Source organism: Streptomyces racemochromogenes (assembly GCF_039535215.1).
Classification (GTDB): Bacteria; Actinomycetota; Actinomycetes; order Streptomycetales; family Streptomycetaceae; genus Streptomyces; species Streptomyces racemochromogenes.
On record NZ_BAAAWT010000001.1, the window covers coordinates 6,483,637 to 6,498,648 of the forward strand.

General features: G+C 73.8%; 15 protein-coding genes. 12 read left to right on the forward strand and 3 right to left on the reverse strand.

Annotated elements, in window-relative coordinates:
* Positions 1 to 101 precede the first annotated feature (101 nt).
* The 5 genes from tdh to ABD973_RS30075 all read left to right on the forward strand — a co-directional run bounded on the left by tdh (position 102) and on the right by ABD973_RS30075 (position 5,298).
* Complete coding sequence (gene tdh, locus ABD973_RS30055) at positions 102 to 1,130, forward strand: L-threonine 3-dehydrogenase (RefSeq protein WP_345503262.1); 1,029 nt, start codon at positions 102 to 104, stop codon at positions 1,128 to 1,130.
* Between the two features lie 352 nt (positions 1,131 to 1,482).
* Positions 1,483 to 2,691, forward strand: a complete 1,209-nt coding sequence (locus ABD973_RS30060) for a glycine C-acetyltransferase (protein WP_125820167.1) — start codon at positions 1,483 to 1,485, stop codon at positions 2,689 to 2,691.
* Between the two features lie 12 nt (positions 2,692 to 2,703).
* Complete coding sequence (locus ABD973_RS30065; protein WP_125820166.1) at positions 2,704 to 3,618, forward strand: LysR family transcriptional regulator; 915 nt, start codon at positions 2,704 to 2,706, stop codon at positions 3,616 to 3,618.
* 58 nt (positions 3,619 to 3,676) lie between these two features.
* Positions 3,677 to 4,234 carry a chloramphenicol phosphotransferase CPT gene (gene cpt, locus ABD973_RS30070; protein ID WP_345503265.1) on the forward strand — a complete coding sequence of 186 codons (558 nt, stop codon included), beginning with the start codon at positions 3,677 to 3,679 and terminating at the stop codon, positions 4,232 to 4,234.
* A 47-nt stretch (positions 4,235 to 4,281) separates the two neighbouring features.
* Complete coding sequence (locus ABD973_RS30075; RefSeq protein ID WP_345503267.1) at positions 4,282 to 5,298, forward strand: YVTN family beta-propeller repeat protein; 1,017 nt, start codon at positions 4,282 to 4,284, stop codon at positions 5,296 to 5,298.
* Here the strand turns inward: ABD973_RS30075 and ABD973_RS30080 are convergent.
* Positions 5,219 to 6,151, reverse strand: coding sequence for a LysR family transcriptional regulator (locus ABD973_RS30080; protein WP_125820164.1), 933 nt, complete (start codon positions 6,149 to 6,151; stop codon positions 5,219 to 5,221). The genes ABD973_RS30075 and ABD973_RS30080 overlap by 80 nt on opposite strands.
* 71 nt (positions 6,152 to 6,222) lie before the next feature.
* Between ABD973_RS30080 and ABD973_RS30085 the strand changes: the two genes are divergently transcribed.
* On the forward strand, positions 6,223 to 6,591 hold the full coding sequence (locus ABD973_RS30085) for a nuclear transport factor 2 family protein (protein ID WP_125820163.1): 369 nt from the start codon (positions 6,223 to 6,225) through the stop codon (positions 6,589 to 6,591).
* Positions 6,592 to 6,638: 47 nt separating this feature from the next.
* Here the strand turns inward: ABD973_RS30085 and ABD973_RS30090 are convergent, their stop codons facing one another.
* A complete protein-coding gene (locus ABD973_RS30090; RefSeq protein WP_345503270.1) occupies positions 6,639 to 7,427 on the reverse strand; it encodes a DeoR/GlpR family DNA-binding transcription regulator in 789 nt (262 codons plus the stop codon).
* 177 nt (positions 7,428 to 7,604) lie between these two features.
* On the opposite strand from ABD973_RS30090, the gene ABD973_RS30095 reads away from it, so the two are divergent.
* The 3 genes from ABD973_RS30095 to ABD973_RS30105 all read left to right on the forward strand — a co-directional run bounded on the left by ABD973_RS30095 (position 7,605) and on the right by ABD973_RS30105 (position 10,665).
* Positions 7,605 to 8,507 carry an SIS domain-containing protein gene (locus ABD973_RS30095; RefSeq protein ID WP_345503272.1) on the forward strand — a complete coding sequence of 301 codons (903 nt, stop codon included), beginning with the start codon at positions 7,605 to 7,607 and terminating at the stop codon, positions 8,505 to 8,507.
* Entirely contained in the window at positions 8,504 to 9,346 is an 843-nt protein-coding gene (locus ABD973_RS30100; RefSeq protein ID WP_125820160.1) for a class II fructose-bisphosphate aldolase, read from the forward strand. The genes ABD973_RS30095 and ABD973_RS30100 overlap by 4 nt, the downstream gene beginning before the upstream one ends.
* Positions 9,347 to 9,474: 128 nt before the next feature.
* Entirely contained in the window at positions 9,475 to 10,665 is a 1,191-nt protein-coding gene (locus tag ABD973_RS30105; protein ID WP_125595015.1) for an acyl-CoA dehydrogenase family protein, read from the forward strand.
* Positions 10,666 to 10,691: 26 nt separating this feature from the next.
* Here the strand turns inward: ABD973_RS30105 and ABD973_RS30110 are convergent, their stop codons facing one another.
* Entirely contained in the window at positions 10,692 to 12,053 is a 1,362-nt protein-coding gene (locus ABD973_RS30110; RefSeq protein ID WP_206436479.1) for a phosphatase PAP2 family protein, read from the reverse strand.
* 176 nt (positions 12,054 to 12,229) lie between these two features.
* Between ABD973_RS30110 and ABD973_RS30115 the strand changes: the two genes are divergently transcribed.
* The 3 genes from ABD973_RS30115 to ABD973_RS30125 all read left to right on the forward strand — a co-directional run bounded on the left by ABD973_RS30115 (position 12,230) and on the right by ABD973_RS30125 (position 14,999).
* Positions 12,230 to 13,045 (forward strand): DUF2182 domain-containing protein, encoded by an 816-nt coding sequence (locus ABD973_RS30115; RefSeq protein WP_125820159.1) that lies wholly within the window; start codon positions 12,230 to 12,232, stop codon positions 13,043 to 13,045.
* Between the two features lie 139 nt (positions 13,046 to 13,184).
* Positions 13,185 to 13,850, forward strand: a complete 666-nt coding sequence (locus ABD973_RS30120) for a DUF1326 domain-containing protein (protein WP_125820158.1) — start codon at positions 13,185 to 13,187, stop codon at positions 13,848 to 13,850.
* Between the two features lie 303 nt (positions 13,851 to 14,153).
* Positions 14,154 to 14,999, forward strand: a complete 846-nt coding sequence (locus ABD973_RS30125; protein WP_345503281.1) for a class II aldolase/adducin family protein — start codon at positions 14,154 to 14,156, stop codon at positions 14,997 to 14,999.
* The last annotated feature ends 13 nt before the right edge of the window (positions 15,000 to 15,012 follow it).

Sequence of the window (15,012 nt, forward strand, 5' to 3'; positions counted from 1 at the left end):
GGACTGATCACCGCGACGGTCGGCAGATTGGTGCCCGTCACCAGCGCCACCCGCGTACCGGCGGGAGCGGCAACACCCTTCGCACGCCTGGAGCCACCGCCATGAAGGCACTCGTCAAGCACAAGGCCGAGCCCGGGCTGTGGCTCATGGACGTCCCCGAGCCCGAGTACGGCCCCGGTGACGTGCTGATCAAGGTGCTGCGGACCGGTATCTGCGGCACCGACCTGCACATCCGCGCCTGGGACGGCTGGGCGCAGGGCGCCGTCAAGACCCCGCTCGTGCTCGGCCACGAGTTCGTCGGCGAGGTCGCGGCGGTGGGCGCGGACGTCCGCGACATCGAGACCGGCGCCCTGGTCAGCGGCGAGGGCCACCTGGTGTGCGGCAAGTGCCGCAACTGCCTGGCAGGCCGCCGCCACCTGTGCCGCTCCACGATCGGGCTCGGGGTCGGCCGCGACGGCGCCTTCGCCGAGTACGTGGTCCTGCCCGCGCAGAACGTGTGGGTGCACCGGACCGCCGTGGACCTGGACGTGGCGGCCATCTTCGACCCCTTCGGCAACGCCGTGCACACCGCGCTGTCCTTCCCGCTGGTCGGCGAGGACGTGCTGATCACGGGCGCGGGCCCGATCGGCATCATGGCGGCGGCCGTCGCCAGGCACGCCGGTGCGCGGAACGTGGTCATCACCGACGTCAGCCCCGAGCGGCTGGAGATCGCCCGCAAGGCGGGCGCCACGCTCGCGGTGAACGTCGCCGAGTCCTCCATCGCCAAGGCGCAGACGCGGCTGGGGCTGCGGGAGGGCTTCGACATCGGCCTGGAGATGTCGGGCCGCGCGGAGGCGATGCGCGACATGATCGACAACATGACGCACGGCGGCAGGATCGCGATGCTCGGGCTGCCGGCCCAGGAGTTCCCGGTGGACTGGGCGAAGGTCGTCACGTCGATGATCACCATCAAGGGGATCTACGGGCGCGAGATGTTCGAGACCTGGTACGCGATGACGGTGCTGCTGGAGGGCGGGCTCGACCTGTCCCCGGTCATCACCGGCCGCTACTCGCACCGCGACTTCCAGGCCGCCTTCGACGAGGCCGCGACCGCCCGCAGCGGCAAGATCATCCTCGACTGGACCGCGTAGGCCCGGCGGCACCCCGCCCCGGCCCCCGCCCGGACCCGGATGAAGACCCCGGCTCCGGCCGTGGACCCCGGCCAGGACCCGGCCGGGCCCGCCCCCTGCGGCGGGCCCCCTGACCGGTCCCGGCGCGGGAGCCCCCGGCGGCCCCTGCCGGGGGCGCCGGACCAGGACCGCGGTCCGCGCCCCGAGCCCGGTCCCGGTCCGGAAACCCCGGCGTAGCAGGGCCGGCCGGCCCCGCGGCCACAAGACCATCTCCCTCCGGGCCGGGCCCCGCACACCCTCCCCCCTCCGCGGGGCCCGGCCCCCTCCTCCCCGTCCGCCGGACGGCGATCCGCACAAGGAGAAACCGAAGCCCATGTTCGAGTCCGTACGCGACGACCTCCGCACCACCCTCGACGAGATCCGCGCCGCGGGCCTGCACAAGCCCGAGCGCGTCATCGGCACCCCGCAGAACGCCGCCGTCGCCGTCACCGCGGGCGGCGCCCCCGGCGAGGTGCTGAACTTCTGCGCCAACAACTACCTCGGCCTCGCCGACCACCCCGAGGTGGTCGCCGCCGCCAAGGACGCCCTCGACCGCTGGGGCTACGGCATGGCCTCGGTCCGCTTCATCTGCGGCACCCAGGAGGTGCACAAGGAGCTGGAGGCCCGCCTGTCGGCCTTCCTCGGCCAGGAGGACACGATCCTCTACTCCTCCTGCTTCGACGCCAACGGCGGCGTCTTCGAGACCCTCCTCGGCGCCGAGGACGCGGTGATCTCCGACGCCCTCAACCACGCCTCGATCATCGACGGCATCCGCCTCTCCAAGGCCCGCCGCTTCCGCTACGCCAACCGCGACATGGCCGAGCTGGAGGCCCGCCTGAAGGAGGCCTCCGAGGGCGGCGCCCGCCGCAAGCTCATCGTCACCGACGGCGTCTTCTCCATGGACGGCTACGTCGCCCCGCTCCAGGAGATCTGCGACCTCGCCGACCGCTACGACGCCATGGTCATGGTCGACGACTCGCACGCCGTCGGCTTCGTCGGCCCCGGGGGCCGCGGCACCCCCGAGCTGCACGGCGTCATGGACCGGATCGACATCATCACCGGCACCCTCGGCAAGGCCCTCGGCGGCGCCTCCGGCGGCTACGTCGCCGCCCGCGCCGAGATCGTCGAGCTGCTGCGCCAGCGCTCGCGCCCGTACCTCTTCTCCAACTCCCTCGCCCCCGTTATCGCCGCCGCCTCCCTGAAGGTCCTCGACCTGCTGGAGTCCGCCGGCGACCTGCGCGAGCGCCTCGCGGCCAACACGAAGCTCTTCCGCACGAAGATGACCGAGGCCGGCTTCGAGATCCTCCCCGGCGACCACGCCATCGCCCCCGTCATGATCGGCGACGCCGCCGAGGCGGGCCGGATGGCGGAGCTGCTGCTGGAGCGCGGCGTGTATGTGATCGGCTTCTCGTACCCGGTCGTCCCGCTCGGCGCGGCCCGTATCCGCGTCCAGCTCTCGGCGGCCCACTCGACGGCCGACGTGGAGCGCGCGGTGGCCGCCTTCGTGGACGCCCGCGCGGCGCTTTCCGCTGCTCAGGGCTGACATCATGGGGGTGTGATCGACCCCCGCCGGCTGCGCGTCCTGCGGGCCGTGGCGGACCACCGTACGGTGACCGCCGCGGCCGCAGCGCTGTACCTCACCCCCTCCGCCGTATCCCAGCAGCTCGCCGCGCTGGAACAGGAGACCGGCCACGCGCTGCTGACCCGCAGCGGCCGCGGCGTACGGCTCACCGCGGCCGGGGAGATCCTGCTGGGCCACGCCCACGAGGTGCTGGCCCAGCTGGAGCGCGCGGAGGCGGAACTCGCCGCCTACGCGGGCGGTTCCGCCGGGGAGGTCACGGTGGCGGCCTTCGCCACCGGCATCGCCGAGGTGCTGGCCCCCGCCATCGCCCGCCTCGCCCTGGAACACCCGGGCATCCGGCTCCGGGTCCGGGACGCGGAGGGCGACCAGAGCCTGCCGCTGCTGCTCGACGGGGAGGCCGACCTGGCCCTCGCGGTGGAGTACCGGGGCGCGCCGGGCGCCGACGACGGCAGGCTGTCGGTGCTCCCGCTCTACGCGGAGCCCTTCGACGCGGTGCTCCCCGCCGGGCACCCGCTCGCCGACCCGCCCGCCGTGGCGCTGGCGGACCTCTCCGACGCGGACTGGGTGGGCCAGTACCCGGGCAACCCCTGCTACGACGTGACCCTGCTGGCGTGCGAGCTGGCCGGCTTCCAGCCGCGCTTCGTGCACTCCTCCGACGACTTCCGGGCGGTGACCGCCCTGGTCGGCGCGGGCGCGGGGGTGGCGCTGGTGCCGCGTTCGGCGCTGCGCGGCATGGACCTCAAGGAGGTCCGGGTGCGCCCGGTCGCGGGCCCGGCCGCCACCCGCCGGGTCTTCGCCGCCACCCGCCGCGGCGCCGAGTCCCACCCGCTGATCGCCCCGGTCCTGGCGGCCCTGGCCCGGGAGGCCCGGCGGGTCCCGGCGCACTGAGGGCGCCGGCGCCGAAACCCGCTGTCCAACCGGCCGCCGGCCGCCCTACGGTGACGCGATGACCATTCGGATGATCGTTCTCAACGGCGCGTCCAGCTCGGGGAAGTCCGGGATCGTGCGCTGCCTCCAGGCCGAACTGCCCGAGCCGTGGCTGGCGTACGGATGCGACTCCTTCGTCGACTCGCTGCCCGCGAGGATGCGGGGCGCGGACGGGGGGATCGTGTTCGCGCAGGACGGCGGCGTGGACGTCGGGGCGGACTTCCGGGCGCTGGAGGCGGCCTGGATGGAGGGCATCGCGGCGATGGTCCGGGCCGGTGCCCGGATCGTCGTCGACGACGTGTTCCTCGGCGGGGCCGAGTCCCAGGGGCGCTGGCTGCGGGCCACGGACGGCCTGGACGTGCTGTGGGTCGCCGTCCGGTGCGACCCCGAGGCCGCCGCCGGCCGGGAGATCGCCCGCGGCGACCGCGTCCCGGGCATGGCGGCCTCCCAGGCGGCGGTGGTCCACGAGGGCGTCGCCTACGACCTGGAGGTCGACACCACGCACGCCGAGGCCCTGGCCTGCGCCCGCACGATCGCCGCCCGTGTCCGCCAAGGGGTGTCCGTCCGGCCGGCCTGAGCGCGGGCCTCCCACGGGTTTCCGATCCAGAGCCCTAGCGTGGCCCCATGACGAGGAATCAGGACAGGGGACGGCGGGCGGCCGTGGCGGTGTGCGTGGCGGCGGCGCTGCTGGGACCGGCGGGAACCGCTTCCCCGGCGGGAGCTTCCCCGCGGCCCGGTGCCCTCATCTACGTCGCCGACCTCCACTCCGACACGGTGTCGGTCGTCGACGCCGACTCCGGCACGGTCGTGGACCGTGTCCCGGTCGGGGACGGCCCGGACAGCGTGGCCGTCGCCCCGGACGGCTCCCGCGTCTACGTCACCGACTCCGCCGCGGACACCGTGTCGGTGATCGACGCCCGTACCAGGCGGGTCATCGCCACCGTCCCGGTCGGGGACGAACCGAGCCGGGTCACGGTCTCGCCCGACGGCCGGAACGTCTACGTGGCGAACGTCGCGTCGGACGAGGTGTCGGTGATCAGCGGCCGCACCCCCGCCGTGACGGACACCATCGCCGTGGGCGACGCCCCGCTGGGCGTGGCGGTGTCGCCCGACGGGTGCACCCTGTACGTCGCCAACGCCGGGTCCGGCACCGTCTCGGTGGTCCGCACCGCGACCGCGACGGTGCGCGGCACCATCCCCGTCGGCGAGGGGCCGACCGCGCTGGTGCTCGGCCCCGACGGCCGTCACCTGTACGTCTCCAACCTGACCTCGGACGACGTGTCGGTGGTCGACGTCCGCGCCGGCGCCGAAACGGACCGCGTCCCGGTCGGGGACCAGCCCGCGGGGATCGGGGTGAGCCCGGACGGCCGCGAGGTGTACGTGGCCGACATCGGGTCCGACGCGGTGTCCGTGATCAGCACCCGCGCGCGTGCCGTCACGGACACCGTCGCCGTGGGGGACGGCCCCAACGGCCTCGCCGTCACCCCGGACGGCTCCCGGGTGTACGTCAGCGACTTCGACTCGGACACCCTGTCGGTCATCGACACCGCGACGGCCCGCGTCACGGACACGGTGGCCGTGGGGGACGGGCCGACCGGTGTGGCGGTGGCGCCGGGACCTCCTCGGCACGCAGCGCCGTGAGGAGGCTGCTCCGCAGGAGCCGTACGGCCGGGGAGTGCTGGTCGGCGCGGACGACGAGGCCGAGCCGGGCGTGCGTGGCGGCGTCGGTGAGCGGGACCGTCCGCAGGCCCGCGCCCTCGGCGGAGGAGGCGCTCAGCACGGCGACGCCCGCGCCGCGCTCGGCGAGGCGGAGCAGGGCGGCGGGGGAGCCGGCGTCGAGGTCCACGCGGGGTTCGAGGCCGAGCCGGCGGCAGGAGTCCTCGTAGGCGGCGCGGATGCCGGTGCCCCGGGAGAGGCAGAGGACCTTCTCGTCGCGGAGGCCGGCGAGCCGCAGTTCCGGCCGGTCGAGCGGGTGCCCGGCCGGGACGACGGCCGCGAGGGGCTCGTCGATGACGACGTCCGCCTCCAGGCCCGGGGCGGTCTCGCCCGCGTAGCCGATCAGGGCCAGGTCGAGGGAGCCGGCCAGCACCTGGGCCTGGAGGGCGTCGGAGTGCTCCTCGTGCAGGCTCAGTTCGATGCCGGGGTGGGTGCGGCCGAGGTCGGCGACGGTGTCCAGGAAGGGCTCGATCGAGCAGCCCGCGATCATGCCGAGCCGGACCCGGCCGCGGACGGCGTCGGCGAACTCGGCCGCGGTGTGCCGGATGGCGTCGAGGGTGGCGAGGGCGTTCCTCGCGAGGGGGAGGACGGCCTCCCCGGCCGGGGTGAGGCCCACCCGGCGTCCGGCGCGGTCCAGCAGCCGCTGACCCAGCTCGCGCTCCAGTTTCGCCACTTGGGTGCTGATGCCCGACTGGCTGACGTGCAGGCGGTGGGCGGCACCGGTGAAGGTGCCCTCGTCCACCACGGCGGCGAAGTAGCGCAGCTGATGCATCTCCATGTCCTGGGATGATAGATCCCATCGCCATCATCTGTTGGACGGATGGCGGAGCCCGGCCGGAGGATGGGGGCATGACGACGACGAAGACCGCGCGAGAACTCGCCGAGACCTACTTCACCGCCTGGGAGGCGGGCGACTTCGAGACCGTACGGGGGCTGCTGGCCGATGACGTCGACTTCGTCGGGACGCTGGGGAAGGCGTCGGGGGTGGAGGAGGCGCTGGCCGGACTGAGGAGGATGGGCCGGGTCCTGGAGCGCATCGACGTGAAGGTCCGGGTGGCGGAGGGCAGCGAGGTGATCACCTGGTTCGACCTGCGCACCAGCATCGCGCCGCCGACGCCCACCGCGAACTGGATGCACGTGGAGGACGGCAGGATCGCCCGGATCCGGGTCACCTTCGACCCGCGCGAACAGCTCGCCGGTTTCGCGAAGCTGGGCTGAAAGGGGAGGGGGCCGGGCGACCCGCGGGGTCTGACTCCCGCCCCGCGTCAGACGCGTACGACGTCCACGCCCGCGTCCCGGAAGGGCCGGGCGGCGGCCTCCGTCAGGGCGGTGTCCGTCACCAGGACGTCCACGGCGGAGGTGGCGCAGATGCGGGCGAAGGCGCGGACGCCCAGCTTCGTGGAGTCCGCCGCGACGACCAGGCGGCGGGCCCGCTCGCAGAGCAGGGCGTTGACGGCGGCCTCGTCCTCGTGGCGGGTGGCCGCGCCGTCGGCCGGGTCGAAGGCGTCCACGCCGAGCACGGCCGTGTCCATCGACAGCATGCCCAGCGTCTGCTGCGCCAGCGGGCCGGTCAGTTCGTACGACTGGGGGCGCGCCACCCCGCCCGTCAGGACGATCTTGAACTGCGGCCGGATCACCAGCTCGCCCGCGATGTTCAGGGCGTTGGTGACCACCGTGAGCACGGGCGGGCCGCCCGCCGGCCCGGCCAGGTCGGGGCGGGCGGCGAGGGCGCGGGCGACCTCCGTCGTGGTGGTGCCGCCCGTCAGGCCGACCACCTCGCCCGGCGCGATCAGCGCCGCGACCGCCTCGCTGATCCGGCGCTTCTCGGCGGCCCGGCGGGAGGTGCGGTAGCGCAGGGGGAGTTCGTAGGAGACCCCGTGCGGCACCGCCCCGCCGCGCGTGCGGACCAGCAGCTGCTGCTCGGCGAGCTGGTCGAGGTCGCGGCGGATGGTCGCGGCGGAGACGCCGAGCGCCCCGGCGGCGGCCTCCACCTCCAGCCCGTCCCGCTCCACCAGCAGGTCCAGCAGTCTCCGCCAGCGTTCCTCGCGGGTCATGGCGCCCCTCCCTGTCGTCCACCGGCACGCTGCCGGGCCCCGCCGTCGAGATTAACCCAGCGGATCGCCCCGGAGATGCTTGAAGTTGCGCGAAACGGCCCGATACCTTGCAGGAACACGCAGGGAAGTCCGGTCGGTTCGCAGCCGACGCACGCATCACACGCGCAAGGAGCCCGCATGAGTCACGTCGCGTACGAGTTGGCCACCCAGCCCGACACCTGGGAGCGGGCCGCCGAACTGGCCCCGGCCCACCGGGCGGTGCTGCCGGGAGCCGGCGAGCGTACCGCGGTCATCGGCTGCGGCACCTCGTACTACATGGCACAGGCCGCCGCCGCCCTGCGCGAGGAGGCCGGGCACGGGGAGACCGACGCCTTCCCCGCCTCCGAGTTCCCCCGCCACCGCCGCTACGACCGGGTCGTCGCCCTCACCCGGTCCGGGACCACCACCGAGGTGCTGGACCTGCTCGCCGGACTGCGCGGGGCCGGCATCCCGACCACCGCCGTCATCGGGGACCCGGACACCCCGGTGGCGACCCTCGCGGACGACCTCGTCGTACTGGACTTCGCCGACGAGCGGTCCGTCGTCCAGACCCGCTTCGCCACCACCGCCCTCACCCTGCTGCGGGCCCACCTCGGCGGCCACACCCCCCGCGTGGTCGCCGACGCCCGCACCGCCCTCGACCTGCCGCTGCCCAACGGCCTGGAGGCCCGCGGCCAGTTCACCTTCCTCGGACGGGGCTGGAGCGTCGGCCTGGCCCACGAGGCCGCCCTGAAGATGCGCGAGGCCTCCCTGTCGTGGGCCGAGGCCTACCCCGCGATGGAGTACCGGCACGGCCCCGTCAGCGTCACCGGGCCCGGCTCCGTCACCTGGTCACTGGGCGGCACCCCCGACGGCATCGCCGAACAGGTCCTGCGCACCGGCGCCGAGTGGGTGGACGGGGAACTCGACCCGCTCGCCGAGCTGGTCCGCGTGCAGCGCCTCGCCGTCGCCGTCGCCGTGCACCGGGGCCTGGACCCCGACGCGCCCCGCAACCTCACCCGCTCCGTGATCCTCACCGCGGGCGAGGGGGCGGTCCGATGAGCCTCGCCCCGGCGGGCACCCTCGTCGCCGAGGCGGCCGCGGCAGGCGGCGCCGTCGCCGCGTTCAACATCATCACCCTGGAACACGCCGAAGCCGTGGTCGAGGGCGCCGAACGGGCGGGCCTGCCCGTCATCCTGCAACTCAGCGAGAACGCCGTGAAGTTCCGCCGCGGGGCCCTGCTGCCCATCGCCCGGGCCGCAGCCGCCTGCGCGGAGGCCGCCCGGGTGCCCGTCGGGCTGCACCTCGACCACGTCAAGAGCCCCGACCTGCTGCGGCAGGCCGCGGACGCCGGCTTCGGATCGGTGATGTACGACGCCGCGCACCTGCCCTACGCAGAGAACCTGGAGTCCACCCGGTCCGCCGCCGACTGGGCCCACGCCAACGGCCTGTGGATCGAGGCGGAGCTGGGTGAGGTCGGCGGCAAGAACGGGGCCGCGCCGCTCGACCCGCACGCGCCGGGCGCCCGTACCGACCCGGACGAAGCCCGGCGGTTCGTCGCCGACTCCGGGGTCGACGCCCTGGCCGTGGCCGTCGGCAGCAGCCACGCCATGACCACCCGGACCGCCGCCCTCGACCACGCCCTGCTGGCCCGCCTCGCCAAGACCGTGGACGTCCCGCTGGTCCTGCACGGCTCCTCCGGCCTGCCCGACGGGGAACTCGCGGCGGCCGTGGCCGGCGGCATCCGCAAGGTCAACATCGGCACCGCCCTCAACCTGGCCATGACCGACGCCATCCGCACCCACCTCACCCCGGCCGACCCCCGCCCCTACCTCACCGCCGCCCGCACGGCGATGGCGGCGACGGCCGAGGCGATGATCGGGGCCCTGGCCCGGCCCTGACCCGACGGCAGCCCCAGGGCCGGGAGTTCCCCGTGGAACTCCCGGCCCTTCCCTATTCCTGTAACGGGTTCTACTCTGACCGCCGCCACCACAGCGACCGGCAGTGCCGCCGAACCTCCGGAGGGGCCGTGCACCTCGAATACACGCCTGAGCAGCAGCAGTTGCGCGCCGAACTGCGCGCCTACTTCGCCGAGCTCGTGCCCGAGGACGTCCACGCCCGCTACGAGGACCCCGCCGCGCAGAAGCGCTTCTACCGGGAGACCATCCGCCGCCTCGGCGCGGACGGCTGGCTCGGCGTGGGCTGGCCGAAGGAGTACGGCGGCCGGGGCATGTCGGCGATGGACCAGTTCATCTTCTTCGACGAGGCCGCGCAGGCCGTCGTACCGCTGCCGCTGATGGCGCTGAACACGGTCGGCCCGACGATCATGCGGTTCGGCACCGACGAGCAGAAGGCGTACTTCCTCCCCAGGATCCTCTCCGGGGAGATCGACTTCGCCATCGGCTACAGCGAGCCCGACGCCGGAACCGACCTGGCCGCCCTCAAGTGCAAGGCAGTCCGCGAGGGCGACGAGGAGACCGGCACCTACGTGGTCAACGGCCAGAAGATCTGGACCACCAACGGCGACACCGCCGACTGGGTCTGGCTCGCCGTCCGCACCGACCCCGGGGCCCCCGCCCACAAGGGCATCACCATGCTCCTGGTCCCCACCTCCGACCCGGGCTACTCCTGCACCCTGATCAACACCCTGGCCTCGCACGACACCACCGCCAGCCACTACGAGGACATCCGCGTCCCCGCGAGCCGCCGCGTGGGACGGGAGAACGAGGGCTGGCGCCTGATCACCAACCAGCTCAACCACGAGCGCGTCACCCTCGCGGCCCACGGCACCATGGCCATCCGGGCCCTGCACGACGTACAGCGCTGGGCCGCCGAGACGAAGCTCGCCGACGGGCGCCGCGTGATCGACCTGTCCTGGGTGCGCGGCCGCCTCGCCCGCACCCACGCCCGCCTCGACGCGATGAAGCTGCTCAACTGGCAGATGGTGGGCGCCGTCGAGTCGGGCACCCTCACCCCGCAGGACGCCTCCGCCGTCAAGGTGTACGGCTCGGAGGCGCGCAGGGACGCGTACGCCTGGCTGATGGAGGTGGTCGGCGCGGCCGGCTCCCTCAAGGACGGCTCGGCGGGCGCGGTCCTGCACGGCGAGCTGGAACGCGGCTACCGCAGCGCCGTGATCTTCACCTTCGGCGGCGGCAACAACGAGATCCAGCGCGAGATCATCTCCTGGATCGGCCTCGGCATGCCCCGGGTCCGCCGCTGACGGCCACGGGACGCCCGCCGGCCCCCTTAGACCAGCTCGGGCTGCGGCTCGCGGCGCTGGGCCGGCACCCGGGCCGGACCCGGTTGCCGGTCCCACAGCCTGGTGGTGCGTACGTAGTGGTGGACCACCGAGGCCGTGGCCAGGAGGAGCAGCGGCCCGAAGACCCACGGGTGTCCGGCCAGCTCCACCGACAGGAAGCGGTACGACACCAGGAGCGCGGTGAAGACCGCGGCTCCGTGGGCGACGAGCAGGGTGGCCCGCCGGTCCCAGCCGCGGGCGAGCGCGCGCAGCGCCGCCTCGATCGTGAGGGTGAACACCACGCCGGAGATGATGTCCGCCCCGTAGTGGTAACCGAAGCCGAGCGTCGCGCCGAGCGTGGCCACCAGCCAGAAGGCGCCGAGGAAGCGCAGGGCGCGGGGGCCCTTGCGGGAGTGGATGAAGATCGCGGTGGCCCAGGCGGTGTGCAGGCTGGGCATGCAGTTGCGCGGGGTGACCTCGTCGAAGGGCATCGGCTGCGGGATGCCGGGGGACGGCACGGTGTGCGGCCACAGGTCGGCCACCGCCCACTGCCCGCCGTCGACGCCGTAGGCGAAGATCGGCCCGACCACCGGGAAGACCATGTAGATGCCCGGCCCGAGCAGGCCGACGACCAGGAACGTGCGCACCAGGTGGTGGGCCGGGAAACGGCGCTCGGAGGCCACGCCGCGCAGCTGGTACAGGGCGACGAGGACGGCGCCCACGGCGAGCTGGATGTAGACCCAGTCGAGGACGTGGTGGCCGATCGGCCCGGCGGCCTCGACGATCCGGCCCGCCACCCACGAGGGGTTGCCCAGGGCGTGGTCGGCGGCCGCCACGTACTGGTCGAGGACCATCGGCCGGGTCTTCGACGTGATCAGCAGCCAGGTGTAGCCGGTCTTGCGGCCGGCGACCAGCAGCAGCGCCAGGCCGACGCCCTTCAGCAGCAGGGCGCGCTCCGCTCCGGTGCGGCGTACGAGGGCGAAGACGGCAACGCCCAGGGTCACCCACAGGGCGCCGCTGCCGACCATGTTCTCGGCGCCGACGGCCGACCGGACGAGCCAGAAGACCAGGTCGATGCCGATCGCGGCGCCCAGCGCGACGAAGCGCTGGCGCCAGGTGAGCACGACCATCATCAGGGCCATGCTCGCGTACAGCACCGTGCCCGACCGGGGGGCGTAGACGGCCTCCCGCGCCTGGCTGACGATCGGACCCGGCACGCCGTAGTGGCGCGCGGCGATCTCCAGGGCGAGGAGGAACCCGAGGCCCGTCAGGCCCACCGCGGCCCACAGGAGGACGAGTGGCCGGCGCCGGTCCCCGGTCGCGGGGGCGCTGTTCTCGCGCGGAAGCGCTCGTGGTTCCTCAGATATCAATTTTCAGCCGATGTTCATATTTCACCCGGTCGGTGTTGGCCCGAACATGTTAGCCGAGGGGGCGGACCCGGTCGGAAGAGTGTGCGAACCCTCCGCTGGGCCCGGGATCGCCGGGCCGCCGGTTCTGTGCTGAGCTGGAGGGGTCCTCGGGCACACGCGCCCCAGGGAGGCGCACCATGCCGCACCTCCGCCCCGGCGCAGCCGCGCCGGCCCGGCCCGCCGTCCTGCTGCCCCGGCGCGAGCTGGCGGCCGGCTGGACGCTGATGGTACTGATCGCCGTACTCGCCTGGACGGTCACCCTCGGCCAGTCCCGGCGGATGGGGGTGGAGCCCGGCACCATGGGCATGGCGCCCCCGCTCTTCCTGGCGCTGTGGGTGGTCATGATGGCGGCGATGATGCTGCCCTCGGTGGCGCCCGTGGCCATCACCTGGGTCCGCGCCATCGGCCGCCACTCGGCGGGCCCCGCCCGGGTGCTGCGCATCACCGGGTTCGTGAGCGGGTACCTGCTGGCCTGGACCGCATTCGGGCTGCTGGTCTACGGAGTGCTGGCGGTGACCGGGCGGCTGGTCGGGGGCAGTCCCGCGGTGGCGCGCTGGATCGGAGCCGGGGCCTTCCTGCTCGCGGGCCTCCAGCAGTTCGGTCCGCTGAAGCGGATCTGCCTGCGGCACTGCCGCAACCCGATGTTCCAGCTCGCCCGGTACGCGCGCTACCGGCGGTGGGCCAAGGACCTGCGGGTCGGCGCGCACCACGGCCTGTACTGCGTCGGCTGCTGCTGGGGCCTGATGATCGTGCTGATCCCGCTCGGGGTGATGAACGTGGCCGCGATGGCGGCCGTGGCCGGGGTGATCTTCCTGGAGAAGCTCTGGTGGCGGGGCCCCTGGCTGGCCCGGGCCGTCGGCGTCGCCTTCCTCGTCCTCGCGGTGCTCGCCCCCTTCCAGGACTGGCTGCTGCCGGGCCTGCAGGACGCGCCGATGGGAGACATGGACATGTGAGCGCTTTCGCCGGTGCGGCCGGGGGAGGAGAATCGAGCTGATGGCCCGCGCCGCCGAACGCCCCCCGGCGATGCCCGCCGGGGACCCGCCGGCCATGTGCGTCCCGCCGCGCGGCGCGCGGTCACGTGGAGGCGATGAGATGTCCGAGACCACGGCCACCACCGTCCCGGCCTGGCACGCGGCCGGGGACTGGTTCGACACGTGCAGGTGCGATGTCCCCTGCCCCTGCTCCTTCGCCCAGCGGCCCACCTACGGCGAGTGCGACGGAGTCCTCGCCTGGCACATCCGCGAGGGCAACTACGGCGAGGTGGTGCTGGACGGCCTGAACGTCCTGATGCTCGGCTCCTTCGTCGGGAACGTGTGGGCGGAGCACAGCGACACCTACGCGGCGGTCTTCCTCGACGAACGCGCCGACGACGCCCAGCGCCAGGCACTGGCGATGATCTTCGGCGGTCAGGCGGGCAGCTGGCCGGCCGAGATGGTCGCCATGATGAACGCGGAGATGCGGGGCATGGACTTCGCCCCCGTCCGCATCGAGGTCGACGAGGACCTCGGCGGCTGGCGGGCCACCATCCCCGGCCGGGTCGAGGCCGCCGCGGTGGCCCTCACCGGCCCCACGACCCCGCAGGGGGCACGGGTCCAGTCGACGAACCTCCCCGGCTGCGAGACCGGCCCGGGGCAGGTCGCCACCTGGGGCCGCGCCACGGCCGACCGGGCCGACGCCTTCGGCTTCCACTGGAGCCGGGAAGGCCAGTCCAGCAAACACATCACCTTCGACTGGACCGGACCCGACGCAGGAGCCTGAGCTCCACAGGTCCCGCCACGGCCGCCGCGGGCGGTCTGTACCGCTATGCCCGTGATCCGGCCCGCTGCGCAAAGGTGAAACGCACGGTTATGAAGCCGTTCCGGGCCGCTGGAGGCCGAAAACGCACCCCTGCGTGGGACAGGATTCAGGTGCAGGAGCTGACGCCCTCCCCGCCGCAACACCCCGACTGACCAGGGGTTTCGGCGCAATCCCCCTTACCCGCAGCGAGCTTCGCGCTGCCCTGGCGCGGGTGGGGGTAACGGGGACGGGCGGGCCCGAATCCGACCTTCCAGGAGACCCGACGTGTCCACCACCGCACCCGAAGCCACCGCACCCGAAGCGAACGCAGCCGAAGCCACCGCCCCCGAAGCCTTCCTCGCCGACACCCACACCGGCCTGCCCATCCCGGCCGACCCGGTGTTCGCCTCCGCCGCCGACGAGCGCCGCCACCGCAAGCAGCGACTGGCCGCCGCCATGCGGCTGTTCGGCAAGGCCGGCTACGTCGAGGGGATCTCCGGCCACATCTCGGTCCGTGACCCCGAGGACCTGGACACCTTCTGGGTCAACCCGTTCGGCGTCTCCTTCAACCGCGTCCGCGTGGCCGACCTGATCCGCGTCGACGCCACCGGCCGCGTCGTCGACGGCACCGGCAAGGTCAACCCGAGCGCCTTCACCATCCACTCCAAGATCCACGAGCGCCCCGGGGCCAACGCCATCGCGCACGGCCACACCGTCCACGCCCGGGCCCTCGGCGCCCTGGAACGCCTCCTGGAGCCCTACGACCAGGAATCCGCCGCCTTCTACCAGGACCAGGTGCTGTACGGGGACTACGACGGCCCCGCCATCAAGATCGAGCACGGCCAGGACATCGCCGACCGCCTCGGCGCCAAGCGCGCCATGCTGCTGCGCCACCACGGCCTGATCACCGTGGGCGGCTCCCTGGAGGAAGCCGTCCACTGGTTTTTCACCTACGAGAGCTGCGCCCAGGTCCAGCTGCTGGCCCTGTCCGCCGGCCGGCCCGTCCCGATGTCCCACGAGCAGGCCCTGCTGGCCCGGGACGGCTTCGGTGACGAACAGCTCGGCCGCTACAGCTTCCAGATCATGTGGGACGAGATCACGGCCGAACAGCCGGACCTGCTCGACGAGTAGGGCCGCCCGCGCC

Bases quoted from the DNA above. Each gene is read 5' to 3' on its own strand.
- tdh (WP_345503262.1), top strand. From the start codon at position 102: ATGAAGGCACTCGTCAAGCACAAGGCCGAGCCCGGGCTGTGGCTCATG.
- ABD973_RS30060 (WP_125820167.1), top strand. From the start codon at position 1,483: ATGTTCGAGTCCGTACGCGACGACCTCCGCACCACCCTCGACGAGATC.
- cpt (WP_345503265.1), top strand. From the start codon at position 3,677: ATGACCATTCGGATGATCGTTCTCAACGGCGCGTCCAGCTCGGGGAAG.
- ABD973_RS30075 (WP_345503267.1), top strand. From the start codon at position 4,282: ATGACGAGGAATCAGGACAGGGGACGGCGGGCGGCCGTGGCGGTGTGC.
- ABD973_RS30080 (WP_125820164.1), bottom strand. From the start codon at position 6,151: ATGGAGATGCATCAGCTGCGCTACTTCGCCGCCGTGGTGGACGAGGGC.
- ABD973_RS30085 (WP_125820163.1), top strand. From the start codon at position 6,223: ATGACGACGACGAAGACCGCGCGAGAACTCGCCGAGACCTACTTCACC.
- ABD973_RS30090 (WP_345503270.1), bottom strand. From the start codon at position 7,427: ATGACCCGCGAGGAACGCTGGCGGAGACTGCTGGACCTGCTGGTGGAG.
- ABD973_RS30095 (WP_345503272.1), top strand. From the start codon at position 7,605: ATGAGTCACGTCGCGTACGAGTTGGCCACCCAGCCCGACACCTGGGAG.
- ABD973_RS30100 (WP_125820160.1), top strand. From the start codon at position 8,504: ATGAGCCTCGCCCCGGCGGGCACCCTCGTCGCCGAGGCGGCCGCGGCA.
- ABD973_RS30115 (WP_125820159.1), top strand. From the start codon at position 12,230: ATGCCGCACCTCCGCCCCGGCGCAGCCGCGCCGGCCCGGCCCGCCGTC.
- ABD973_RS30120 (WP_125820158.1), top strand. From the start codon at position 13,185: ATGTCCGAGACCACGGCCACCACCGTCCCGGCCTGGCACGCGGCCGGG.